We start from the raw sequence: 24,001 nt of genomic DNA on the forward strand, positions 1-24,001 counted from the left end.
AACTTCCGCAACGGAATGTGTGACTCTGGCCCGGATGACGGACAGGCTCTGGCATTCGGTCGCATGGCTGAATAGAGTTCATGTATGAATACAGACTGGTTGATCGACGAAGTCCGGCTGACCCCGATCCTCATCGCCGACCCGCCGCTCCTGAACACCCAGGGCGTCCATCAGCCGTACACCCCCCGGCTCATCGTGGAGGTCGTCACCCGTGGCGGTGCGACCGGCATCGGGGAGACCTACGGCGACGGCAAGTACCTCGAACTGGCCCGGCCGCTCGCCACGGCCCTGGTCGGGCGCCCGGTCAGCGATGTGAACGGGCTCTTCGCCCTCGCCGACGAGGTGTGCGGCGATTCACGCGCGGCCGACGAGCGGGTCGACGCGGGCGGGCTGCGGGGCGTCCAGACCGCGGACAAGCTGCGGCTCTCCGTGGTCTCCGGCTTCGAGGTGGCGTGCCTGGACGCCCTGGGCAAGACAGTCGGTCTGCCGGTGCACGCGCTGCTCGGCGGCAAGGTCCGCGACAGCGTCGAGTACGGCGCCTACCTCTTCTACCGCTGGGCCGCTCACCCGGAGGGCGGCGAGCGCGACGACTGGGGCGCGGCGGTCGACCCGGCCGGAGTCGTCGCCCAGGCGCGGCGCTTCGCCCGTGAGTACGGCTTCTCCTCCTTCAAGCTGAAGGGCGGCGTCTTCCCGCCCGACGAGGAGATCGCCGCGGTCCGCGCCCTGGCCGAGGCCTTCCCCGGGCAACCGCTGCGCCTGGACCCCAACGGGGCCTGGTCCGTCGAGACCTCGCTGTACGTCGCCGAGCAGCTGGGGGACGTACTCGAATACCTGGAGGACCCCGCGAGCGGCACGGAGCTGATGGCCGCCGTCGCGGCCGGCACCGGCGTACCGCTGGCCACGAACATGTGCGTCACCACGCTCGCCGAGGTCCCGGAGGCCTTCGCCCGGGGCGCGGTCCAGGTCGTCCTCTCCGACCACCACTACTGGGGCGGGCTGCACCGTACCCGGGAACTGGCCGGCATCTGCCGCACCTTCGGCGTGGGTCTCTCCATGCACTCCAACACCCACCTCGGGATCAGCCTCGCCGCCATGACGCACGTCGCGGCCACCGTCCCCAACCTCGACTACGCCTGCGACAGCCACTACCCCTGGCAGACCGAGGACGTCATCACCGCCCGCCATGTCTTCGAGGACGGGCGGCTCACCGTCTCCGACGCCCCCGGCCTCGGCATCGAACTCGACCGGGAACGCCTCGCCGTGCTGCACCGCCGGTGGCTCGACGACGACGGCACGATGCGCGAGCGCGACGACGCCGCCGCGATGCGCAAGGCCGAGCCGGGATGGGCGACGCCGTCGATCCCGCGCTGGTGACGGCCGGTCCGCCCCGCCGGCGCCGGCCTGAGTTGCGGGCACACCGCCCCGCGGCGAGTGTCGGTACATGAAGGCGATCAGCTACAGCAGGTTCGGCGGGGCAGATGTCCTGGAGTACGGGGAGCGCCCCGACCCCAAGGTCGGCCCCGACACCGTCCTGGTGAAGGTACGGGCCGCGGCGGTCAACCCGGTCGACCGCGTCGCCCGGGAGGGACACCTCGACGCCGCGCTGGACACGGTCTTCCCGGTGATCCCCGGCTGGGACGTCTCGGGGGTCGTCGTCCAGCCCGGCATCGCCGTGGACGAGTTCGCCGTCGGCGACGAGGTCATCGGATACGTGCGCGAGGACTTCCTCAGCCGCGGCACCTTCGCCGAGTACGTGGCCGCGCCGGTGCGCACCCTGGCGCGCAAACCCCTGAGCCTGAGCTTCGAGGAGGCGGCGGGGCTTCCCCTGGCCGGCCTCACCGCCTACCAGGTGCTGTACCGCTCGCTGCACATCCGCAACGGCGACACCGTCCTCGTCCACGCGGCAGCCGGCGGTGTCGGCTCGATGGCCGTGCAGATCGCCCGCCACACCGGATGCAGGGTCATCGGCACCGCGAGCGAACGCAATCACGACCACCTGCGGCAGCTCGGTGCCGAACCCGTGGCGTACGGGGACGGGCTCGCGGACCGGCTGCGGGCGCTGGCCCCGGACGGGATCGACGCCGCCTTCGACACCGTGGGCGGGGAGGCCCTGCGGGTGTCCGCCGAGACGCTCGCACCGGAGGGGCGCCTTGCTTCCATCGTGGACGACGAGGTGTTCTCCTACGGCGGCACGTACGCGTTCGTGCGACCCGACGCCAAGGACCTGGCCCATCTGGCGGAGCTGGCCGAGCGGGGCATCGTCGCGGTTCATGTGGACCGGGTCTTCCCCCTGGCCGAGGCCGCGGAGGCCCACCGGCTCAATGCCGAGGGCCGCACCCGTGGAAAGATCGTCGTCACCGTGGACTGGGAGGGCTGACCACGGGCGTGCCGCTCGGGACGGCGGTGCGGCGGGCGGTGGCCCGGGGAGCGCCGACCACGGGCGTCCCGCTCAGAACAGCATCGCGGCGGCGAACACCGCCAGTGCGACCGTGCACGCCGCCGCCGTCAGTGCCGCGCGGGCCCCCAGCGCCTGCGGGCGCGCGGTGCCCATGCCCTGCACCCGCCGGTTCGCCACCCGCAGGAACCCCAGCCAGGCCAGCACGCTCAGCGACAGGGCGACCACCCCGGCCGGCGAAACCCCGCCGTGCAGCGCCTGCTTTCCGGCGAGCAGTGCCACCACCGTGCACGACAGCGTCGTACGCCGCCAGGCAAGCCTGGTCCGCTCGGGCTGGAGCCCCGGGTCGCGTTCCGCCGCGGTCACCGGCCCTCCCAGCCGAACAGGACCACCACCACCATCGCCACAGCCACGACGGCCACCGCCAGACTCAGCAGGGTCGGGAAACGCGACACGGGCAGGTCCTCCCCGCGCCGCATCGCCCTCTCGCACCGCACCCAGTGGTTGACGGCCCGCAGAGCGCACAGCACACCGGCCGCCAGCAACGCCAGCGCCAGACCCGCACGGACGCCCCACGCCAGCTCGGGCAGGAACTGGTCGACCGCGAAACCGCCGCCGATCAGTGCGAGAGCCGTCCGGATCCAGGCGAGGAACGTCCGCTCGTTGGCGAGCGAGAAGCGGTAGTCGGGGGTGTCGCCCTCTTCGCGGATCCGCTGCGGCGCGAACCACAGCCGCAGACCCTGCACAAATTCCTTCACGCTCGGACCTTATCTGCCGCTTCTTCGTGCCTTCGTGACCGGTTTCAGTCAGATGTCCGGAATGCCTGGAGTCGCCGGTAGCCGTCCAGGCCGTCCGGCACCCACTGCCAGTCGGTGAGCCGCTGCTCCAGCTCCGCGTCCGTGAGGAAGGTGTGCCAGGCGACCTCCTCCACCTGCGGCTTCACCGGCAGCTCGCACCGTACCCGGTAGACGGGCGACCACCAGCTGTGTCCGCCGCCCTCGTAGAGGAACTTGAACAGGGGCTCGGGACGGGGCAGGCCCGCGACGCCCAGCTCCTCCTCGGCCTCACGCAGGGCCGCCTCGTCATAGGACTCCCCGGCACCGACGACCCCGCCGACGAACATGTCGTAGTGGGACGGGAAGACGAGCTTGGTGGCGGTCCTGCGGTGCACGAAGATCCTGCCGTCGGCGTCGCGGGCCTCGATGAAGACGCAGCGATGGCGCAGGCCCCGCGCGGTCGCCTCGCCGCGCGGCGCCTGCCCCACCACCCTGTCGTTCTCGTCGACGATGTCCAGGATCTCGTCAGAAGGATTCATACCCTCATCCAACATCAGGCTCCGACGACGCTCACTGCCCCAGGACGCATCGCACGGCCGGGCCGGTGGTCCGGCCTCGGTCCACGGCGGGTGGGCGGCGGCCGGGAGAGCCGGAAGGCGGTGAGGGACCGGATACCGCTCAGTGCGGCTGGAGGCTCTGTGTACGACGGCCGCCGACGGGGCCCTCCGGCATGGCCGGGTGCAGCCCCAGCAGCACGATCCCGGCCACGATCGCCGCGAGTCCGGCCGCCTGCCAGGCCAGCGCGCCCGTGTCCGTACGCACCTGGTCGCCCAGGAAGCCGATTCCGCAGGCGATCCCGGCCAGCGGCTGGGCCGCGGTCAGCGCGGGCAGGGACATCCGCAGCGGGCCCGTCTCGAAAGCGCTCTGTACGAGGATCAGCCCGGTCACCCCCAGCGCCAGCACCGCGTACGGCTGCCAGCTGGTGAAGAGCCCCGCCCAGCCCCCGTCGGAGAACCGCTCCCCGCTGACCCGGGTGAGGGCGTCCTGGAGTCCGTACAGCAGGCCCGCCGCCACCGCGAGCAGCGCGGGGGACACCCCCGAACGGGAGCGCTTGGCGAACGCGGTCAGCAGCAGGGCCAGGCCCACCACCACGCCGATCACCAGCCAGTGCCGCAGTGGACTCGACACCGCCTGCCCGCCCTTCGGCTCGCCCGCCACCAGGAACGTCGCGACCCCGCCGGCCAGCAGCCAGAGGCCCGCCCAGCCCTGCCGGCCCAGCCGCTGGCCGGTGCGGTGACGGGACAGGGCCATAGCGAAGAGCAGATTGGTGGCCAGCAGCGGTTCGACGACGGAGACCTCGCCCTTGCCCAGGGCCAGGGCGCCCAGCACCATGCCGCAGACCATCAGCCCGATACCGGCCAGCCAGCTGCGCACCCGCATCAGGTCCAGCAGCAGGCGGGGCGAGAGGTAGTCACGCCTCGGGGCGTGACTGGCGGCGGCCTGCTGCAGCACGAAGCCGAACCCCAGACAACAGGCCGCACTCACGGCGAGCACGAGGACCAGCACCGACACGCTTCTCCACCCCGAGTCAGGCCGGAAGAGGGTGATTTGTATCGACGATAGCGCCTGGGAACCACCGGTGCGGAAGGAGCGCCGCCGACCGGGCGGTTGACGCCGGGACGGCCGGTGCCGAAGATCTGACGCACGAGTAACTTCGCGAGCGGCCGCACGGGTGACGTGCGGTCCTTCCGCCGGACCGCGGCCCGGTCGCCCCGACAAGGATGGAACCCATGGCGTACGACGCTGACGTGATCGTGATCGGGGCAGGACTCGCGGGGCTGGTCGCCACCGCGGAACTCGTCGACGCGGGCCGTTCGGTCATTCTGCTCGACCAGGAACCCGAGCAGTCGCTCGGCGGTCAGGCGCACTGGTCGTTCGGCGGTCTCTTCCTCGTCGACTCGCCCGAACAGCGCCGCATGCGGATCAAGGACAGCCATGAGCTGGCCCTCCAGGACTGGCTCGGCACGGCCGGCTTCGACCGCAAGGAGGACCACTGGCCCAAGAAGTGGGCCGAGGCGTACGTCGACTTCGCCGCCGGCGAGAAGCGCTCCTGGCTGCACGCCCAGGGCCTGCGGTTCTTCCCCGTCGTCGGCTGGGCCGAGCGCGGCGGCTACGACGCGAACGGCCACGGCAACTCCGTCCCCCGCTTCCACATCACCTGGGGCACCGGCCCCGGCGTCGTCGCCCCCTTCGAGCGCCGGGTGCGCGAGGGCGTCGCCAAGGGGCTCGTCAGCTTCCGCTTCCGCCACCGCGTCACCGGCCTCGGCCGGACCGGGGGCACCGTCGACACCGTGAGCGGCGAGGTCCTGGAGCCCAGCGGCGCGGCCCGCGGCACCGCGAGCAGCCGGGAGACGGCCGGCACGTTCGAGCTCAGGGCCCAGGCGGTGATCGTCACCTCCGGCGGCATCGGCGGCAACCACGACCTCGTACGCGCGCAGTGGCCCGAGCGGCTCGGCACCCCGCCCGCGAAGATGCTGTCCGGCGTCCCCGCCCACGTGGACGGGCTGATGCTCGGCATCACCGAGGAGGCGGGGGCCCACCACATCAACCGCGACCGGATGTGGCACTACACCGAGGGCATCGAGAACTGGAACCCGATCTGGGCCAAGCACGGCATCCGGATCCTGCCCGGCCCGTCCTCGCTCTGGCTGGACGCCCGCGGCAAGCGGCTGCCGGTGCCGCTCTTCCCCGGTTTCGACACGCTCGGCACCCTCGAACACATCATGCACAGCGGCCACGACTACACCTGGTTCGTCCTCGACCAGAAGATCATCGGCAAGGAGTTCGCGCTCTCCGGCTCCGAGCAGAACCCCGATCTGACCGGCAAGTCCGTCCGTGACGTGATCGGCCGGGCGCGCGCGGACGTGCCGGGGCCGGTGAAGGCGTTCATGGACCAGGGCGTGGACTTCGTCGTCGAGAAGGACCTCGGCGCTCTGGTCCGCGGAATGAACGCCCTGACGGGCGAACCGCTCATCGACGAGGACGAGCTGCGCCGCGAGATCACCGCACGTGACCGCGAGATCGCCAACCCCTTCACCAAGGATCTCCAGATCACCGCGATCAGGGGCGCGCGCACCTACCTCGGCGACAAGCTCATCCGTACGGCCGCGCCGCACCGGATCCTCGACCCGAAGGCCGGGCCGCTGATCGCCGTACGGCTCAACATCCTGACCCGCAAGTCCCTCGGCGGCCTGGAGACGGACCTCTCCTCCCGCGTCCTCACCGCCGACGGCAGCCCGCTTTCCGGGGTGTACGCGGCCGGCGAGGCGGCCGGCTTCGGCGGCGGCGGAGTGCACGGCTACCGCTCCCTGGAGGGCACCTTCCTCGGCGGCTGCATCTTCTCCGGCCGGGCAGCGGGGCGCGCGGCCGCGGCGGCGGTCGGATAGAGCGGCAGGCGGGCGGTCGGCGGGCCGCCCACGGCCCCGCGCGCGTCCGTCCGGTGGGGTTCCGGACCCCGAACCGTGCCGAGGCGCCGGATTGGGGCATGGGAACAAGATGCCAGGAGTAGCCGAACCCGTCATCAACCTCGTCCGGCGCACCACCGAGCCCGTGGCCGCGCAGACCCTGCGTTCCACGGGCGCGGCGGTGATCGCCTATGCCGTGGCGACCGCGACGCTGACCGAGCCCGCACCCCTGACCGCACCGCTGACCGCACTGCTCGTCGTCCAGGTGACCCTCTACGCCACCGTCAACATGTCGGTCAAGCGTGTGGTGTCCGTCATCGTCGGCGTCCTCATCGCGAGCGGGTTCAGCGCCCTGGTCGGCATTTCCTGGTGGAGCCTGGGGCTGACCATCTTCACGGCGCTGATCATCGGCAGACTGGTCCGCGTCGACGAGTTCGTCCCCGAGGTGGCGATCAGCGCCATGCTCGTCCTCGGCGTCACCTCACAAACCGCGCGGTCCAGCATGGCGTGGGAGCGCGTGTACGAGACACTCATCGGCGCCGGTGTGGGCCTGCTGTTCAACCTGCTGTTCGCCCCGCCCGTCTGGGTGCAGACCGCGGGCACGTCCATCGACGGACTGGCCCGCGAGATGGGGCAGATGTTCCGCGACCTGGGGAGCGACCTCGCGCGTCCGGTCACCGTCCCGGAGGCAGCCGACCGGCTGCACCGGGCCCGCCGTCTCGACCACGACATCGTGGAGGTGGACGCGTCCCTGCGGCAGGCCGAGGAAAGCCTGATGTACAACCCGAGGGTGCGGCAGGGGCTGCTGCACCGGGTGGTGCTGCGCACCGGTCTGGACACGCTGGAGATCTGCGCGGTCGTCGTGCGGGTGCTGTCCAGGACGCTGACCGACCTCGCCAAGGACCGGGTCGACGAACCCCTCTTCCCCGCTGAGGTCGCCGGGCACATCACGGCACTGTTCGAGCAGATGGCGGGGGCCATCGAAAGCTTCTCGGTGCTCATCACCACTCCGGTGGCCGCCAGCGCCGAGGAGGCCGAGGAGCGGCTCACCGAGGCGCTCACCGCCAGCCGGACAACCCGGGACCTGGTGGCCGACATGCTGCTGGCCGCCGTCCAGGAGCATCCCAGGAAGTGGCAGCTGCACGGGGCCCTGCTCGCCGAGGTCGACCGCATCCTGGACGAGCTCGACATCGAGAAGCGCGCCGAACGTCTGGGCCAGGAGCTCGACCGCCGCTCGGCCGAGCTGCACGAGCGCCACCCCCGGCTGCTCGCGCTCCGGCGCCGCCTGGGCGTCGGCAAGGGCGCGAACCGGGAGAGGGCGGAGGCGGAGGTGCTGTGAGGACGGAGCCGGTCAGACCGGTTCGATGAGTTCGACGACCCGGAACCGCTCCGCCACGACCATGGTGTCGTCGTCGACCGTGAAGTCCGGGTCGCCGAGCGCCTCGCGCATCTCGTCGCTGTGCCAGAACCGCTCGTGGCTCTCCCGCCACCCGGCCACCGAGGTGTCGCCCTCGCCCTCGTCGAGCACGTGGTGCAGGTCGACGTCACCGAGCCGCAGGATCCGCACCTCCGTGATCTCCAGCACCGCGATCTCCCGCCCGTCCGAGTCGATGAGGGCGGACCGTTCGCCCACGGGCGGCGGCTCCTCCTTCTCCACCTGGTACTCCACGAGCAGTCCGGTGGTCGACACCTTGCGTCCGTCGAGCACGGCGGCGACCAGACGGTCGCGCAGCGGGCCGGGGAACGCGAGAAGGAAGGGCTTGAGCGCTTCACGGTTCGGCATGGCGCAAGTCTGGCATCCGCGGCCCGCCGTCGGCGGGGAGAATCTGACGGGACGGTGACGCAGGTCCCCCGCCCCTGGCGTCCGGTGGCCCCGAGTGCTCGAATCGACGGGTGAACAGTTCCTCTTCCGGCACGGAGCCGGATCCGGCGCAGCCGGGCCCCGACCCGGACGGCACCGGCACGCCCGTGGGCCGTCGGCTCGTCCTGACGATGCTCGGCCTCGGCGCCGCCGGGCTCGTCGCCGCCCCCGTACTGCAACGGACCCTGGAGTCCGGGCTGGGCGCGCTCTCCGACAAGGACCCCACCGGACTGACCGGACTGCTGCCCAACGGCGGCGGCTTCCGCTACTACTCCGTCGCCACGTCCGTACCGAGGAAGGGCGCCGCCGACTACCGGCTGACCGTCGACGGGCTGGTCGACCGACCGGTCACGTACACCCTCGACAGCCTGCGGCGGATGGAGCAGACCCGTATGGTCCGCGACGTCCAGTGCGTCACCGGCTGGCGCGTGCCCGAGACCCCCTTCGAGGGTGTACGGCTCTCCGCCCTGCTGGACGCGGCGGGGGTCAGGCCCGGGGCGAAGGCCGTCCGGTTCACCTGCTTCGACGGCACGTACAGCGAGAGCCTGACCCTGGATCAGGCCCGCCGGGCCGATGTGCTGGTCGCGCTGCGGATGCAGGACCGGCCGGTGTCCCACTCCCACGGCGGGCCGGTCCGGCTGTACGTGGCCCCGATGTACTTCTACAAGTCGGCGAAATGGCTCTCCGGGATCACCGTCACGGACTCCGTACGCCCCGGTTACTGGGAGAAGCTCGGATATGACGTCGACGCCTGGGTCGGCCGGTCCAACGGCCGCGACGATGCCCCCACCACCTGAAGCGGCCGGCCGGGTACGCCGTTTCAGCGGTCCGGTGCGCTGGGTGCACCGCACCACGGCCGGGCTGATGCTCGTGTGCGTGGTGTCGGCGGCCTGCCTGTACGTGCCTCAGCTCGCCGAACTCGTCGGGCGCCGCCATCTCGTGGTCACCGTGCACGAGTGGTCCGGGCTGATCGTCCCCGTACCGCTGCTGGCCGGGCTTCTCTCACGGTCGCTGCGGGCCGATCTGGGCCGGCTCAACCGCTTCGGGCCGCACGACCGGCAGTGGCTGCGGGCGGTACGCCGCCGTGACCGGCGGCCGGAATCCCGCCCGGCCGGGAAGTTCAACGCCGGACAGAAGCTGTACGCGGCGTGGATCGCGGGAGCGGTGCTCGTCATGGCGGGCACCGGGCTGCTGATGTGGTTCACGGGTCTCGCCCCGCTGATGTGGCGGACCGCCGCGACGTTCGTCCACGACTGGCTGGCGCTGGCGGTCGGAATCGTGCTGGCCGGACACATCGCGATGGCGCTCGCCGACCCGGAGGCACGCCGTGGCATGCGCACCGGGTCGGTCGAGCGCCAGTGGGCCCGTCGCGAGCACCCGCTGTGGCGGGAGCCGGGGGAGCGTCTAGAGGATCAGTGACAGGAGCAGGATGAAGGCCATGGAGACCACGGAGATGATGGTCTCCATCACCGACCAGGTCTTCACCGTCTGGCCGACGTCCATCCCGAAGTACTCCTTGACGAGCCAGAACCCCGCGTCGTTGACATGGCTGAAGAAGAGCGAGCCCGCGCCGACGGCGAGGACGAGCAGGGCGGCGTGCGAGGTCGACATGTCGGCCGCGAGCGGGGCCACGAGTCCGGCCGCCGAGATGGTGGCCACCGTCGCCGAGCCGGTCGCGAGGCGGATGCCGACGGCGATCAGCCAGCCGAGCAGCAGGGCGGGGATCGACCAGTTCTCGGAGAACTCCAGGATCATCTGACCCACACCGGCGTCGATCAGCGTCTGCTTGAAGCCGCCGCCGGCGCCCACGATGAGCAGCACACCGGCGATCGGGGCGAGGGACTTCTCCACGGTGGTGGAGAGCCTGGCCTTGGTGAATCCGGCCGCGCGGCCCAGGGTGAACATGCCCACGATGACCGCCGCGAGCAGGGCGATGAGCGGCGAGCCGATCACATCGGTGACGCGCTGGAGACCTTGCTCCGGGTCGTCCACGACGATGTCGACGAGGGCCTTGGCCAGCATCAGGACGACGGGCAGCAGGATCGTCGCCAGGGTGGCGCCGAAGCTCGGCCGGCGGTCCAGGTCCTCGGACGGGCGCTGCGGGATCATCTTCTCCGGCGCCTTGATGTCCACCCAGCGGGCGGCGTAGCGGGAGAAGACTGGACCGGCAATGATCACCGTCGGGATCGCCACCAGGACGCCGAGGGCCAGGGTGACGCCCAGGTTGGCGCCGAGGGCGTCGATCGCGACGAGCGGGCCGGGGTGCGGGGGAATGAGCCCGTGCATCACGGACAGCCCGGCCAGCGCCGGAATGCCGATCCGCATCAGGGAGTAGTTGCCGCGCTTGGCGACGAGGAGCACCACCGGGATCATCAGCACGATCCCGACCTCGAAGAACAGCGGCAGACCGATGATCGAGGCGATGAGGACCATCGCCCACGGCATGGCCCGGTTGCTCGTCCTCGCGAGGATCGTGTCGACGATCTGGTCCGCGCCGCCGGAGTCGGCGAGCAGTTTGCCCAGGATCGCGCCGAGCGCGATGAGGACGCCGACACCCGCGACGGTCGAGCCGAGGCCCGCGGTGAAGCTCGCTATCGTCTTCGCCGGCGCGGCGCCGGCGAACGAACCGAGCGCCAGTGAGCCGATGGTCAGCGCGAGGAACGCGTGCATCTTGAACTTGGTGATGAGCAGAACGATGACGGCGATGCCCGCCAGGACGGCGATGCCCAACTGCGCGTTGCCGGCCGAAGTGATCGGTTCGACGGCGTCCGCTGCCAGCATCTCGACGCTGAGACTGGTCACGGTGAAGATCCTTAGGTATCGAGCCGGCGCAACGCGGCGACGGCTCGCTGGGTGATTTCCTCGGGGGTGCCGGACACATCCACGGCGACGCCGGCCTCGTCGTCCTCAAGGGGCTGGAGCGTGGCGAACTGCGAGTCGAGGAGTGCGGTCGGCATGAAGTGGCCCTTGCGGCCGGCCATCCGTTCCTCGATGAGCTGCCGGTCGCCGCTCAGATGAAGGAAGACGGCACCGGGGGCCTCGCCGCGCAGCCGGTCGCGGTAGGCGCGCTTCAGCGCCGAGCTGCTGACCACGCCGCCGAGTCCGGCCCGGCCGTGTGCCCACTGCCCGATCGCATCGAGCCAGGGCCACCGGTCCGCATCGTCCAGCGGGGTGCCGGCCGACATCTTGGCGATGTTCGCCGCGGGATGGAAGTCGTCGCCCTCGGCGTACGGAACGCCCAGTTCGGCGGCGAGCAGGGGACCGATCGTGGTCTTGCCGGTCCCTGCGACGCCCATCACCACGACGACGTGGGGGGTGCTCATTACGGTGCCTCGCTGTCTTCTTCGATGTCGTCCTCGACACCGGTCCGTCGCGCTACTGAAACCTATACGTACGACTTATTCAAGATGGTGTGACATAAACGTCGTACTTTTCATTCCGACTGTGATCGACGAGGGGATTCCCCGGGCGGCCTCCTGAGGGTGCCCCCGTACTCTTGGCCCATGACCACACAGAGCCAGGGGCTGCATACACATGTGCTGGACGCCCTGGGTCTGGAGATCGCCGCGGGTGAGCACCCGCCCGGCCAGGTCCTGCGTACGGACGAGCTGGCTCAGCGCTTCGACGTCTCCCGCACGGTCGTCCGCGAGGTGATCCGGGTCCTGGAGTCCATGCACCTGGTCGAGTCCCGGCGCCGCGTCGGGGTGACCGTACGGCCGACCGAGGCGTGGAACGTCTACGATCCGCAGGTCATCCGGTGGCGGCTGGCCGGCGCCGACCGCCCGCGGCAACTGCGCTCGCTGACCGTCCTGCGCTCGGCGATCGAACCCGTCGCCGCCTCGCTCGCCGCCCGCAACGCCACCCCGCAGCAGTGCGCAGAACTCACCGAACGGGCCCTCGGCATGGTCGCCACCTCGCGCGGCCAGCAGCTGGAGGGATACCTGGAACACGACATCGCGTTCCACCGGATCGTCCTCAACGCCTCCGGCAACGAGATGTTCGCGCGCCTCGGCGACGTGGTCGCCGAGGTCCTCGCGGGACGCACCCACCACCAGGTGATGTTCGAGGACCCCGACCCGGCGGCCGTCACCCTCCATGTCCGGCTCGCCGAGGCGGTGCGCGAGGGCGACGCCGCCGCGGCGGAGCGGCTGACGAAGGAGATCGCGGTGGGCGCCCTGCACGAACTGGACGTGCTCGCGCCCTGAACGGGACGCCCCCGGGGTGTCCCGCTCCGGGTGTACTCGCGCCCTGAACCCGGCCCCGCTCCGGGTATCTCGCGCCCTGAGCCGGGCGCCCCCGGGGTGTCCCGCTCCGGACGTGCTCGCGCCCTGAACCCGGCCCCGCTCCGGACGTGCTCGCGCCCTGAGCCGGACGCCCCGGGGTGTCCCGCTCCGGACATGCTCGCGCCCTGAACTACTCGCTCACGGCGTCACGTGCTGCAGCCGCGCGGCGGCGGCGGCGAGCATCATCTCCAGCGCCGCGGGGTAGCCGCTGCGGCTCATCTCCGCGACCAGCACCGGCGCGGTCGCCGCGATGTTTGGATGCGTGTCCGCCGGCTGCCGCGCGTAGACGTCCGGCCAGGCCTGCGCCTCCAGGGCCCTGGCCTGCTCCGGGAGCGCCAGCGTCGAAGCGTCCAGCGCCGCGAAGGAAAGGGTCTGATCGACGAACACGTGGTAGACCCGCACCGCCTCGGCATCCGGGAACCCCGCACCCCGCAGCACCCCGAGGATCGCCTCCACCGACCGGATCTCGTGCGTGCGCCCGGTCACCCGTGCGCAGGTCAGCATGGCCGCCCGAGGGTGGGCCAAGTAGTCCGCGTGCATCCGCAGTCCCAGCGACCGCAGATCGGCCCGCCAGTCACCCGTCGGCCGCCAGTTGCGCAGCGTCCGTCCGATCAACTCGTCGGCCACCGCCAGCAACAGCTCGTCCGTGTCGCGGAAGTACCGGTAGAGCGCGCTCGGATCGCATCCCACGGCGGCCCCGAGCCGGCGCACGGTGAGCGCCCCCGCCCCGTGCTCGCCGATCAGCCGAAGTGCCGTCTCCACGATCAACTGCTCCGAGAGAACCGTGCCCTGCTTGGTGGGACGCCGCCGGCGCCTCGCCCCCTCCGGCACCACCCGCTCGATCGCGTTCATGGCGGCACCTTATGACAACAGCGTTGACCTGTGGAACCCCCGAGGAGTTCGATGTGCCGCCATCGGGGCCGAAAAGCGCCCCTCGGTGAAGGAGCGACCGTGACGTCCTCTCGTACGCGCTACCGCGATGAACCACCCGGACCGGTGCAGCAGCCCGCGGCCCTGCGCAAGAGCCTCGGTGTGGTCGACGGGTTCGCCATCGCGGCCTCGTCGACCGCGGCCACCACCAGCATCGGCATCGGACTCGGCGTCACCGCCGGCGCCGTCGGGCTGCACCTGCCGATCATCATGCTGCTCGCCTTCCTGCCGATCCTGGGCATCGCGAGCGCCTACTCCCGGCTCAACCGGGTCGAGCCGAACATGGGCAGCGGCTACGTCTGGGTCGGCCGTTCCCTGAGCCCCTGGCTCGGCTTCCTCGTCGGCTGGATCGGCATCGTCTCGACGGTCGTGTTCCTCGCGTACACCACCACCGTCACCGGCTCCGCGCTGATCCAGCTCGCGGGGGAGGGCGGGCTGCACAGGGTGGCAGGACTCCGGCTCGACCCGGACTCCAACGCCCAGTCGACCGTGCTCGGCATCGTGGTCCTGGTCGCCGTCACCTTCACCGCGATCACCGGCATCCGTTCGGCCGCCAACCTCCAGAAGTACCTTCTCGTCTTCGAGTACGCCGTACTGCTCGGCTTCTGCGGATACGGCCTGTTCGCCGGCCCCCACCCCTTCAGCCTCGACTGGATCAATCCGCTCACCATTCCCTCCGGACAACAACTCGCCCAGGGCCTCCTGCTCTCCGTCTTCTGCTTCTGGGGCTTCGAGTCCACCTTCAGCGTCACCGAGGAGATCCGCGATCCGCAGGACGCCTCCAAGGCAGGGTTCCTCACGCTCTTCACCATGCTGGGTCTGTTCCTGCTCGGCTCCTTCGCCTTCCAGCGCGTCCTGTCCCTCGACGAGCTGACCGGCCACGGCGCCCAGGGGCTCACCTACTTCGGCGACCGGCTTGCCGACCGGCCGATCGCCGCGCTTCCGCTGATCGCGCTCACCTTCTCGGCCGTCGCCTCGTTGCAGTCCGGGGTCATACCGACGGTGCGCGGCATGTTCGCGATGAGCCGGGACCGCACGCTCGGACCGCTCTGGACCAAGGTCAGCCCGCGCTACGGAACCCCCGCCGCCGGAACCGTCGTGATCGGCTGCGTCGCCGCGGCCGTCGCCGTCCTCTCGCTCGTCATCCCGAAGGTCGGTGACCTGATCCTGGCCTCCGTGAACGCGATCGGGGTCGTCGTCGCCCTCTACTACGCCCTCACCGCGCTGGCCGCCGCGGCGCGCTTCCGGGGCGCCCTGCGGGAAGGCTGGACGCAGGCGTTGCGGGCGGTGGTGCTCCCCGTGGCCAGCGCCGCCGTGCTGCTCGGCCTCGGCGGCTATCTCTGCTGGACGTTCTACACCTCCGCCGACCACTTCGAGATCAGCCCGGACAACGGGTGGTTCATGCTCCTGTGCCCGGCCGTCATGCTGCTGACCGGCGTCGTCGCCGCCGCCTGGGCCAAGTGGGCAAGAAAATCCCCCTACTTCGTCACCGGCCGCTCCGTGACCCCGGCCGCGACGACGGAGCCCGCCGCCGGCCCGGCCTGACCTCCCGTACCCGACAGCCCACCACCCCACGGAACGGAACCACCATGCCCCGCACGCCCGCCGACCTCGTCCTCACCGGCGGACCCGTCCTCACGATGGACGCCGCCCGCACCCGCGCGACCACGGTCGCCGTCACCGGCGACCGCATCACCGCGGTCGGCCACGACGAGGTCCGCGAACTCATCGGCCCCCGCACGGAGGTCGTGGACCTCGCCGGACGCCTCCTCCTCCCCGGCTTCCAGGACGCCCACATCCACCCCGTCGCCGCCGGGCAGGAACTCGCGCAGTGCAACCTGACGGACGCCGGCGACGCCCCCGCCACCATCGCCGCGGTACGGGCCTACGCCGACGCGAACCCGGAACGTGAGTGGATCACCGGAGGGGGCTGGTCCATGGACGCCTTCGCCGGAGGCGCCCCCACCCGGCAGCAGCTCGACACCGCCGTACCCGACCGCCCCGCCTTCCTGGTCAACCGCGACCACCACGGCGCCTGGGCCAACAGCCGGGCCCTCGCGCTCGCCGGCATCACCACACGTACCCCCGACCCGGCCGACGGCCGCATCGAACGCGACGGCCGGGGCGAGCCCACCGGACTCCTCCAGGAGGGCGCCATGGACCTGGTCGCCCGCCACACCCCCCGCTCCACGGCCGCCGACCGGCTCGCCGGCCTCCTTCGCGCCCAGCGCCTGCTCCACGCGTACGGCATCACCGCCTGGCAGGACGCCATCGTCGGCACCTACGGCCCGATGGACGACGTGGCCGACGCCTACCTCACCGCCGACCGGGACGGCTCGCTCACCGCCCGCGTCACCGGAGCCCTGTGGTGGGACCGCGAACTGGGCACCGAACAGATCCCCGGACTCGTCGCCCGGCGCGAGGCATCCGCCGGCCGCAACTTCCGCGCCCGATCGGTGAAGATCATGCAGGACGGGGTCGCGGAGACCGGCACCGCCGCCCTCCTCGCGCCGTACCTCGACGCCTGCGGCTGCGCCACGGCCAACAGCGGCACCAGCTTCGTCGACCCCGTCGAACTGCGCCGGTACGTCACCGAGCTGGACGCCCTCGGCTTCCAGACCCACTTCCACGCGCTGGGCGACCGGGCGGTGCGCGAGGCCCTGGACGCGGTCGAGGCCGCCCGCGCCGCCAACGGGCGCACCGACACCCGGCCACACCTCGCCCACCTCCAGATCGTGCACCCCGACGACATCCCCCGCTTCCGCGCGCTCGGCGCCACCGCCAACATCCAGCCGCTCTGGGCCGCCCACGAACCCCAGATGGACGAGCTGACCATCCCCTTCCTCGGCCGCGAACGGGCCGCGCTCCAGTACCCGTTCGCCGCCCTGCTGCGTTCCGGCGCCACGGTGGCCGCGGGTTCCGACTGGCCCGTCAGCAGCGCCGATCCGCTGCACGGCATCCACACCGCCGTCAACCGCGTCGCACCCGGCGGGGAGGGCCGGGTCTTCCTCCCGGAGCAGCGCATCTCCCTGACCGGTGCGCTGGCCGCGTACACGGCGGGTTCGGCCTACGTGAACCACCTGGACGACACGGGCAGCATCCGGGCCGGCGCCCTCGCCGACCTGGTGGTCCTGGACCGCGACCCCTACGCCGCACCGCCCGAGGAGATCGCCGAGGCACGAGTTCTGGCGACGTACGTGGGCGGCCGCCGCGTGTACGGGGACTGACCCGCGGGACGCCGCGGCAGTACGGTGGTGCGCCAACGCGGCGCACCACCGCGGCCCCCTGCACCGCGTACGGTTGTTCGTGATCGATCTCGGGAAAAGTCGGGAATCGATCTCAGGGAAAGTCGGGAAAGGGAGACCACGGGAATGGCGCAGCACGTACAAGGGGTCATCGCACCGGGAAAGAACGAGCCGGTACGGGTCGAGACGATCGTGATTCCGGACCCCGGCCCCGGTGAGGCCGTGGTGAAGATCCAGGCGTGCGGCGTCTGCCACACCGACCTGCACTACAAGCAGGGCGGCATCAACGACGAGTTCCCCTTCCTCCTCGGCCACGAGGCCGCGGGCGTCGTGGAGTCCGTGGGCGACGGCGTCACCGACGTCGAGCCGGGCGACTTCGTCGTCCTCAACTGGCGTGCCGTGTGCGGACAGTGCCGCGCCTGTCTGCGCGGACGCCCGTGGTACTGCTTCGACACGCACAACGCCAAGCAGAGGATGACCCTGCTGGACGGCACCGAGCTGTCCCCGGCGCTGGGCATCGGCGCCTTCGCCGAGAAGACCCTCGTCGCCGCCGGCCAGTGCACCAAGGTCGACCCCGAGGTCTCCCCGGCCGTCGCCGGCCTTCTCGGCTGCGGTGTGATGGCGGGCATCGGCGCCGCCATCAACACCGGCCAGGTCGGCCGCGGCGACTCGGTCGCGGTCATCGGCTGCGGCGGCGTCGGAGACGCGGCGATCGCGGGTGCACGGCTGGCCGGCGCGGCGAAGATCATCGCCGTGGACATCGACGACCGCAAGCTGGAGACGGCCAGGACGATGGGTGCCACGCACACCGTCAACTCCCGCTCCACCGACCCGGTCGAGGCCATCCGCTCGCTCACCGACGGCAACGGCGCCGACGTCGTCATCGAGGCGGTCGGCCGCCCCGAGACGTACAAGCAGGCCTTCTACGCCCGGGACCTCGCGGGCACCGTCGTCCTGGTCGGCGTCCCCACCCCGGAGATGCAGCTCGAACTCCCGCTCCTGGACGTCTTCGGCCGCGGCGGCTCGCTCAAGTCGTCCTGGTACGGCGACTGCCTGCCCTCGCGCGACTTCCCGATGCTCATCGACCTGCACCAGCAGGGCCGGCTCGACCTCGCCGCGTTCGTCACCGAGACGATTGGCCTCGGCGACATCGAGCAGGCATTCGCCCGCATGCACGACGGTGACGTCCTGCGCTCGGTGGTGGTCTTCTGATGACCGCTCGCATCGACCACCTCGTCACCTCCGGCACCTTCGCCCTCGACGGCGGCGAATGGGATGTCGACAACAACGTCTGGATCGTCGGTGACGACACCGAGGCGGTCGTCATCGACGCCTCCCACGACGCCGCCGCCATCGAGGACGCGCTCGGCGGACGTACGCTGCGCGCCATCATCTGCACCCACGCGCACAACGACCACATCGACGCGGCCCCGGCACTCGCCGATGCCACCGGCGCACCGGTCCTGCTGCACCCCGACGACCTGCCGCTGTGGAGGCAGACCCACCCGGACCGGGCCCCGGACGGTGAACTGACCGACGGCCAGGAGCTGCGGATCGCCGGCACGACGCTCACCGTCCTGCACACCCCGGGCCACGCCCCGGGCGCGGTCTGCCTGTACGCCCCCGAGCTGACGACCGTCTTCACCGGCGACACGCTCTTCCAGGGCGGGCCGGGCGCCACCGGGCGGTCGTTCTCGCACTTCCCGACGATCGTCGCCTCGATCCGGGACCGGCTGCTGGCCCTGGACCCCGCGACCACCGTCCGCACCGGACACGGGGACTCCACGACCATCGGCGCGGAGGCCCCGCACCTGGACGAGTGGATCACCCGCGGCCACTGAGGTCCCGGACTACTCCCGCGGCCACGTGGAGAGCCGCAGCCCGCTCTCGAAGCGGTGCGGCTCTCCCGTGACCGGGTCGGTGAACTCCAGGAGCCTGGCCAGGAGTTGCAGCGGACGCGAGAAATCGTCCGGCGCACCCTCCGCCTCGACCACGGGGTAGACGGGGTCATGGACGAGCGGCAGCCCGAGGCTGTTCATATGGACCCGCAGCTGATGCGTGCGCCCGGTGGCGGGCAGCAGCCGGTAACGGCCGAGCCCGCCCCGGTGCTCCAGCAGCTCGATCCGGCTCTCGCTGTTCGGCTCGCCGGGCTCCTCGCGGGCGGCGATCACCCCGCGCTCCTTCACGATGCGGCTGCGCACGGTGCGCGGGAGCTCCAGCCGCGGTGCGTACGGTGCCACCGCCTCGTACTCCTTGCGGACCAGGCGGTCGCGGAACAGCGTCTGGTACGCACCCCGCTCCTCCGGTCGCACGACGAAGAGGACGAGCCCCGCGGTCAGACGGTCCAGCCGGTGGGCGGGCTGAAGCTGTGGCAGCCCCAGCTCGCGGCGGAGCCGGGCCACCGCGGTCTCGGTGATGTGCCGGCCGCGCGGAGTCGTCGCCAGGAAGTGCGGCTTGTCCGCGATGACCAGGTGCTCGTCCCGGTGGACCACGCCGACAGGGAAGGGGACGGGCTCCTCCGGCGCGAAGTCCCGGTGGAACCAGAGATACCGGCCCGCCGTGTACGGCTCGTGGCCCGTCACCGCGCCCCGGACGGAGACGAACCGGCCCCCGGCCAGCATGGCGTCGACCCGCTCCGCGCCGATCGCGTCGGCGAAGCGCGCCAGCAGATGATCACGGACCGTCGGCCACCGCCCGTCGGGATCCACCGGGAGCAGTACGCGGACGGGGTCGACCCCGTCGCGCTGGGGCAGCGGCGACGGCGGAGGCTTCGCGCGCCCTCTCATCGGGGCCCGCCGGACGCCTTGGTGCTGGTTCTCATGGTTCCCGGCATCCTTCCACAGCGGCGGGGGCCCACGGGCAGCCGCGGGCGGCAGGGGCCGGGGCGCGAGGAACTTCCCTGGACTGAAAGGATTCAACGAAGTCGGGCCAGGGGTAGAAAGCGCTTGCGGTGCAAAGGGAGCCCGTACCGCACCCGCATCTCCGAAGGAGCCCCGCCATGCCCGCTGCGCGCAGAACCGGCCCTGCCCTGCTGACCGCCGTGTCCGCCGTGGTCGCCCTCGCCGCACCCGCCGCCGCCGGCGGGACCGCGCCCGCCCCCGCCGGCTGCACCGGAACCGCCCCCGTGATCTGCCACTTCGACGTGGCGCCCGGCACCTACCGCGTCACCGCGCGCATCGGCGGCGCCACCGAGGGCCGCACGACCGTCACTGCGGAGACGCGGCGTACCGTGCTCGGCGAGACGCCGACTGCCGCCGGGCGACAGGTGATCCGTACCTTCACCGTCAATGTGCGCGAGCCCGAGGGGGAGCCCACCGGGGCCGGCGGCAGCGCCGGTCTCGACCTGACCTTCGGAGGCCCGGCCCCGCTCCTCGACGGCCTGCGCGTGGCTCCGGGGCCGCGCACGCCGCAGCTCTTCCTGATCGGCGACTCGACCGTCTGTGACCAGCCGGGCAGCCCCTACACGGGCTGGGGGCAGGAGCTTCCGCAGTATCTCCGGGCCGGCCTGTCCGTTGCCAACTACGCCGACTCCGGCGAGAGTTCGCAGACCTATCTCGACCAGCCCCAGCTCTTTCCCACCGTCCGCCCGCTGATCCGCCGGGGCGACACCGTGCTCGTCCAGCTCGCCCACAACGACAAGCAGACGACCGAGGCGGACTATCGTGCCAATCTCACCACCATGATCGACGCGATCCGTGCCGAGGGCGGCCGGCCCGTACTGGTCACCCCGGTCGTCCGCCGCTGGTTCAACGCCGACGGCACGCTGGACAACGGGACCGCCCTGCTGGTCAACGGGCTCGGTGTCGACCTGCCCGCGCAGATCCGACTCCTGGCCACCGAGCACGGCGTACCGCTCGTCGACCTGACCGCGCTCACCCGGCAACGCGTCGAGGAACTGGGCCCCGACGCCTCCAAGGCGCTGTACCTGACCGACGAGAAGCGCGACAACACGCACACATCACAACGCGGCGCGACCGAGTACGCGGCCCTGGTCCGCGACGCCCTGCGCGACCAGCACCTGCTGCCGGGCCGCCTGTTCCGCTGACCGAAGGCCCCTGCCCCGGCCCCGCCCCCGCCCCGGCCGGAGTCGGGGGCTGGGGCTGGGGCCCGGGGCCGGGCTCAGCCCAGCGGCGTGAACACGAACGAGAACTCGGCCGGTGCGGCGCCGAGCCGATACTCCGGCAGTACGCCCGGCCCGCACGACTGCGAGCCGATGCCCTGGAGCGCGTGGTCCAGATTGACCCAGACGTGGTCCCCGGCCACCAGACCGGGCCTGTGCTCCGCCGCGTCCAGCTGCTCGCTCGTCCAGCGCCGCGCGGTGAACCAGAACGGTGCGCCGCCCTCGGCCCGCAGCCCCGCACCGCCGGTGTCCGTCAGCTCCGCCCAGCGGACGTCGGCCCGGGCCCCGTTCTCCTGGGGCCTGACGTACGGGGTCTGGAGCGCGTCCACCGAGCTCTTCCACGTCCCGAGCATCGCGGCGGCCCGGGTGTCCGGGTACGCCTCACCAGGTCCGCCGCCGGACCACCGCGCATCGCCGTACGCCGCGGGCAGCCCGAACCGGATGCCGAGCCGGGGCAGCGGCACCCGCCAGTCGCCCTCCGGCGCCACGGACACCGTCAGCCCGAGCCGGTCCCCGGCGGCCGTCCACCGGTACGTGGTCCGCAGCCCCAGGTCCCACCCCGCCGGGGCCACCCGGGTCCGCACGGTCAGCGCGGCCCCGTCCGTCCCGACGGCATCGGTCCTGTGCCGCATCCGGTGCAGCCCCAACTCCCGCCAGCGCAGCCCGTACCGCTCGTCCGGCTGCCATGGAGCCCCGTTGTCGTTGTCGGTGGGCGCCCGCCACACATCCAGCCGCAGCCCTTCCACCGCGAGATCCCCGATGCGCACCGGCGACCCGGTCGCCGCGTCGAAGACGCCCGGCCCGAGGGTGATCACGCCACCGGAGCGCAGCGGCCGGTCGCCGGCCGCCGGAGCCGGGGCGGCCTGCGCACCCGTCTCCACCTGGCCCCACGCGACCACGTGCCCGCGCTCGCCCCAGGCGGTGTCCTCGGCGAGCACCGCCCGCACCGTCAGCAGGCCCTCGCCCGCCGCGTCGGACGTCACCTCCGCCGAGGCTCCCGGCGCCAGCGGCGGCACCGCCAGGGTGCCCGAGGCCACGACCGTGCCGTCCACCTCGTGCGACCAGGCGAAATCGAGGTGCTCCAGCCCTGTGAAGTCGTAGCCGTTGGTGATCGCGAACGAGCCGGGCACGGAACCCGGGCCGATCCGTACCGGCTCGACGACCTTCTTGTACTCGACGAGTCCGGGGGAGGGCGTGCGGTCCGGGAAGAGCAGGCCGTCGCAGACGAAGTTGCCGTCGTGCAGTTCCTCGCCGAAGTCCCCGCCGTAGGCGAAACCGTGCTCGGGGTGGGCGAGACCGTGGTCGATCCACTCCCAGACGAAGCCGCCCTGGCAGCGCTCGTACCGCTCGAAGAGCCGCTGGTACTCGCTCAGGCCGCCCGGTCCGTTGCCCATGGCGTGCCCGTACTCGCACATGATGAACGGCATCGCGCGCCGCCGGGCGTCGAGCGCAGGGTCGGCCACCGGCTCCTCCGCCCGCTTGCCGATGAGCTCCACCTCGGCATGCGTCGGATACATCCGCGAGTACAGGTCGACGTCCTTGCAGGACAGATCGCCCTCGTAGTGCAGCAGGCGCTCCGGATCCCGCCCTCCGATCCACTCGGCCATCGCGGTCAGGCCCCCGCCCGACCCGCACTCGTTGCCCAGGGACCAGATGATCACCGAGGCGTGGTTCTTGTCGCGCTCGACCATGCGGGCGGCCCGGTCCAGGAGGGCGGGGGTCCAGCGGTCGTCGTCGACGGGGTTGTCGCGCCACCCCAGGTCGACAAAGCCATGTGTCTCCAGATCGCACTCGTCGATCACCCAGAGACCCAGCTCGTCGCACAGGTCGAGGAACGCGGGATGCGGCGGATAGTGGCTGGTCCGTACGGCGTTGATGTTGTGCTGCTTCATCAGCGCCAGATCGTGCCGCATCGTCCGCGCGTCGACGGCCCGTCCGGTCTCGGGGTGGAACTCGTGCCGGTTCACCCCGCGGAACAGCAGCCGGCGGCCGTTGACCTTGATGACGCCGTCCTCGACGACGACCGTGCGGAAACCGATCCGCAGCGGGATGCGCTCGCCGGCCGTCACCAGCTCCGCGTGGTACAGCCGGGGTGTCTCGGCCGTCCACGGCTCGACCGGCAGGGTCACGGACTCGCCCGCGGCGATGTCGACGCCCAGCCCGGGCACCAGGACCCGGCCCTCCGCACCCTCGCACTCCACCCGCAGCGTCCCGGAGCCCTCCCGGTGGTCGTAGCCCGCGTGCACGGAGAAGTCCCGGGGGCAGCCGCGCGGCCGGTGCAGGAGGGTGACCTCACGGAAGATGCCCGGCAGCCACCACTGGTCCTGGTCCTCCAGATAACTCCCCGACGACCACGCGTGCACCCGTACGGCAAGGACGTTCTCGCCGGAGGTCAGCAGATCACCCACGGCGAACTCGTGCGGCAGCCGGGAGCCCTTGAAGTCGCCCAGCTCCTGCCCGTTGAGCCAGACGCGGGCGCAGGACTCCACACCTTCGAACCGGAGCGCGAACTCGCCGTCCAGCGGCCGGTCCCCGGGCAGCGTGAACGTCCGCAGATGGTCACCCGTCGGGTTCTCGGACGGAACGCGGGGCGGATCGACGGGGAAGGGGTAGACGACGTTCGTGTACGCGGGAGCGCCGCCGGCCCCCTGGAGCACCCAGTGGCCCGGTACCGCGACCGTTCCCCACGCAGAGGCGTCGAACCCGGGCCGGGCGAACGATTCGTCCTCCGTGCCCGCCCCGGGGGAGAGCCGGAAGGCCCACTCGCCGTTCAAGGACATCCGCCAGGCATCGGACGTCGCGTACCAGGCCCGGGGCGCGAGCCCACCGGAACCGGGGCTCGGGTCCTCGTACCAGGGCAGCGTGTCGGTGTCGGTGCGGCTCATGGTTCTCCTCGCTAGGGAACGCCCTTCTCGGAGTGACGTTAA

22 protein-coding genes are annotated in these 24,001 nt (G+C 71.8%); 12 read left to right on the plus strand and 10 right to left on the minus strand.

All coding sequences use genetic code 11. From position 1 onward, the window contains the following. Positions 1-84 precede the first annotated feature (84 nt). Together ABZ434_RS16025 and ABZ434_RS16030 are read left to right on the plus strand one after the other, a co-directional pair. The gene (locus ABZ434_RS16025; protein WP_359136029.1) at positions 85-1,374 is read left to right on the plus strand and encodes a glucarate dehydratase family protein; all 1,290 of its coding nucleotides are present in this window, start codon (positions 85-87) and stop codon (positions 1,372-1,374) included. 67 nt (positions 1,375-1,441) lie between these two features. Next, entirely contained in the window at positions 1,442-2,377 is a 936-nt protein-coding gene (locus tag ABZ434_RS16030) for an NADP-dependent oxidoreductase (RefSeq protein ID WP_359136032.1), read from the plus strand. A gap of 72 nt (positions 2,378-2,449) precedes the next feature. On the opposite strand, the gene ABZ434_RS16035 is transcribed toward ABZ434_RS16030, so the two are convergent. The 4 genes from ABZ434_RS16035 to ABZ434_RS16050 all read right to left on the minus strand — a co-directional run bounded on the left by ABZ434_RS16035 (position 2,450) and on the right by ABZ434_RS16050 (position 4,743). Beyond that, positions 2,450-2,761 (minus strand): DUF202 domain-containing protein, encoded by a 312-nt coding sequence (locus ABZ434_RS16035; protein ID WP_359136035.1) that lies wholly within the window; start codon positions 2,759-2,761, stop codon positions 2,450-2,452. After that, positions 2,758-3,153, minus strand: a complete 396-nt coding sequence (locus ABZ434_RS16040; RefSeq protein WP_359136038.1) for a DUF202 domain-containing protein — start codon at positions 3,151-3,153, stop codon at positions 2,758-2,760. Before ABZ434_RS16040 ends, ABZ434_RS16035 begins: the two co-directional genes overlap by 4 nt. 44 nt (positions 3,154-3,197) lie before the next feature. Continuing rightward, positions 3,198-3,710, minus strand: coding sequence for an NUDIX domain-containing protein (locus tag ABZ434_RS16045; RefSeq protein WP_359136041.1), 513 nt, complete (start codon positions 3,708-3,710; stop codon positions 3,198-3,200). Positions 3,711-3,849: 139 nt separating this feature from the next. Continuing rightward, positions 3,850-4,743 (minus strand): DMT family transporter, encoded by an 894-nt coding sequence (locus tag ABZ434_RS16050; RefSeq protein ID WP_359136044.1) that lies wholly within the window; start codon positions 4,741-4,743, stop codon positions 3,850-3,852. A 218-nt stretch (positions 4,744-4,961) separates the two neighbouring features. On the opposite strand from ABZ434_RS16050, the gene ABZ434_RS16055 reads away from it, so the two are divergent. After that, on the plus strand, positions 4,962-6,617 hold the full coding sequence (locus ABZ434_RS16055; protein WP_359136047.1) for an FAD-binding dehydrogenase: 1,656 nt from the start codon (positions 4,962-4,964) through the stop codon (positions 6,615-6,617). 109 nt (positions 6,618-6,726) lie between these two features. Continuing rightward, positions 6,727-7,974: an aromatic acid exporter family protein gene (locus tag ABZ434_RS16060; RefSeq protein WP_359136050.1), complete on the plus strand. Its 1,248-nt coding sequence runs from the start codon at positions 6,727-6,729 to the stop codon at positions 7,972-7,974. A gap of 12 nt (positions 7,975-7,986) precedes the next feature. Here the strand turns inward: ABZ434_RS16060 and ABZ434_RS16065 are convergent, their stop codons facing one another. Further along, a complete protein-coding gene (locus ABZ434_RS16065; protein ID WP_359136053.1) occupies positions 7,987-8,418 on the minus strand; it encodes an ASCH domain-containing protein in 432 nt (143 codons plus the stop codon). Between the two features lie 209 nt (positions 8,419-8,627). Here ABZ434_RS16065 and ABZ434_RS16070 point away from each other — a divergent pair, with 209 nt between their 5' ends. Together ABZ434_RS16070 and ABZ434_RS16075 are read left to right on the plus strand one after the other, a co-directional pair. Next, positions 8,628-9,293, plus strand: coding sequence for a molybdopterin-dependent oxidoreductase (locus ABZ434_RS16070; RefSeq protein ID WP_359136203.1), 666 nt, complete (start codon positions 8,628-8,630; stop codon positions 9,291-9,293). Beyond that, entirely contained in the window at positions 9,277-9,915 is a 639-nt protein-coding gene (locus ABZ434_RS16075) for a cytochrome b/b6 domain-containing protein (protein ID WP_359136056.1), read from the plus strand. The genes ABZ434_RS16070 and ABZ434_RS16075 overlap by 17 nt, the downstream gene beginning before the upstream one ends. On the opposite strand, the gene ABZ434_RS16080 is transcribed toward ABZ434_RS16075, so the two are convergent. Beyond that, a complete protein-coding gene (locus tag ABZ434_RS16080; RefSeq protein WP_359136059.1) occupies positions 9,901-11,298 on the minus strand; it encodes a gluconate:H+ symporter in 1,398 nt (465 codons plus the stop codon). The genes ABZ434_RS16075 and ABZ434_RS16080 overlap by 15 nt on opposite strands. Before the next feature lie 11 nt (positions 11,299-11,309). Beyond that, positions 11,310-11,819, minus strand: a complete 510-nt coding sequence (locus tag ABZ434_RS16085) for a gluconokinase (protein ID WP_359136062.1) — start codon at positions 11,817-11,819, stop codon at positions 11,310-11,312. A gap of 180 nt (positions 11,820-11,999) precedes the next feature. Between ABZ434_RS16085 and ABZ434_RS16090 the strand changes: the two genes are divergently transcribed. Continuing rightward, positions 12,000-12,701, plus strand: a complete 702-nt coding sequence (locus tag ABZ434_RS16090) for a FadR/GntR family transcriptional regulator (RefSeq protein ID WP_359136065.1) — start codon at positions 12,000-12,002, stop codon at positions 12,699-12,701. A 216-nt stretch (positions 12,702-12,917) separates the two neighbouring features. Here ABZ434_RS16090 and ABZ434_RS16095 read toward each other — a convergent pair whose 3' ends face one another. Beyond that, positions 12,918-13,631, minus strand: a complete 714-nt coding sequence (locus ABZ434_RS16095) for a TetR/AcrR family transcriptional regulator (RefSeq protein ID WP_359136068.1) — start codon at positions 13,629-13,631, stop codon at positions 12,918-12,920. A gap of 99 nt (positions 13,632-13,730) precedes the next feature. Between ABZ434_RS16095 and ABZ434_RS16100 the strand changes: the two genes are divergently transcribed. From ABZ434_RS16100 to ABZ434_RS16115, 4 genes are all read left to right on the plus strand, one after another. Further along, positions 13,731-15,254, plus strand: coding sequence for an APC family permease (locus ABZ434_RS16100; RefSeq protein ID WP_359136071.1), 1,524 nt, complete (start codon positions 13,731-13,733; stop codon positions 15,252-15,254). 44 nt (positions 15,255-15,298) lie between these two features. Next, positions 15,299-16,936 (plus strand): amidohydrolase, encoded by a 1,638-nt coding sequence (locus ABZ434_RS16105; protein ID WP_359136074.1) that lies wholly within the window; start codon positions 15,299-15,301, stop codon positions 16,934-16,936. A gap of 144 nt (positions 16,937-17,080) precedes the next feature. Beyond that, positions 17,081-18,166 (plus strand): S-(hydroxymethyl)mycothiol dehydrogenase, encoded by a 1,086-nt coding sequence (locus tag ABZ434_RS16110; RefSeq protein WP_359136077.1) that lies wholly within the window; start codon positions 17,081-17,083, stop codon positions 18,164-18,166. Then, positions 18,166-18,795: an MBL fold metallo-hydrolase gene (locus ABZ434_RS16115; RefSeq protein ID WP_359136080.1), complete on the plus strand. Its 630-nt coding sequence runs from the start codon at positions 18,166-18,168 to the stop codon at positions 18,793-18,795. Before ABZ434_RS16110 ends, ABZ434_RS16115 begins: the two co-directional genes overlap by 1 nt. Before the next feature lie 9 nt (positions 18,796-18,804). Here the strand turns inward: ABZ434_RS16115 and ABZ434_RS16120 are convergent, their stop codons facing one another. Then, entirely contained in the window at positions 18,805-19,740 is a 936-nt protein-coding gene (locus ABZ434_RS16120; RefSeq protein WP_359136083.1) for a pseudouridine synthase, read from the minus strand. Between the two features lie 212 nt (positions 19,741-19,952). On the opposite strand from ABZ434_RS16120, the gene ABZ434_RS16125 reads away from it, so the two are divergent. Beyond that, entirely contained in the window at positions 19,953-20,999 is a 1,047-nt protein-coding gene (locus tag ABZ434_RS16125; RefSeq protein ID WP_359136086.1) for a rhamnogalacturonan acetylesterase, read from the plus strand. Between the two features lie 74 nt (positions 21,000-21,073). Here ABZ434_RS16125 and ABZ434_RS16130 read toward each other — a convergent pair whose 3' ends face one another. Then, positions 21,074-23,959, minus strand: coding sequence for a glycoside hydrolase family 2 TIM barrel-domain containing protein (locus ABZ434_RS16130; protein WP_359136089.1), 2,886 nt, complete (start codon positions 23,957-23,959; stop codon positions 21,074-21,076). Positions 23,960-24,001: the final 42 nt, after the last annotated feature.

The sequence above is a fragment of the Streptomyces sp. NPDC005761 genome (assembly GCF_040630635.1).
GTDB lineage: Bacteria > Actinomycetota > Actinomycetes > Streptomycetales > Streptomycetaceae > Streptomyces.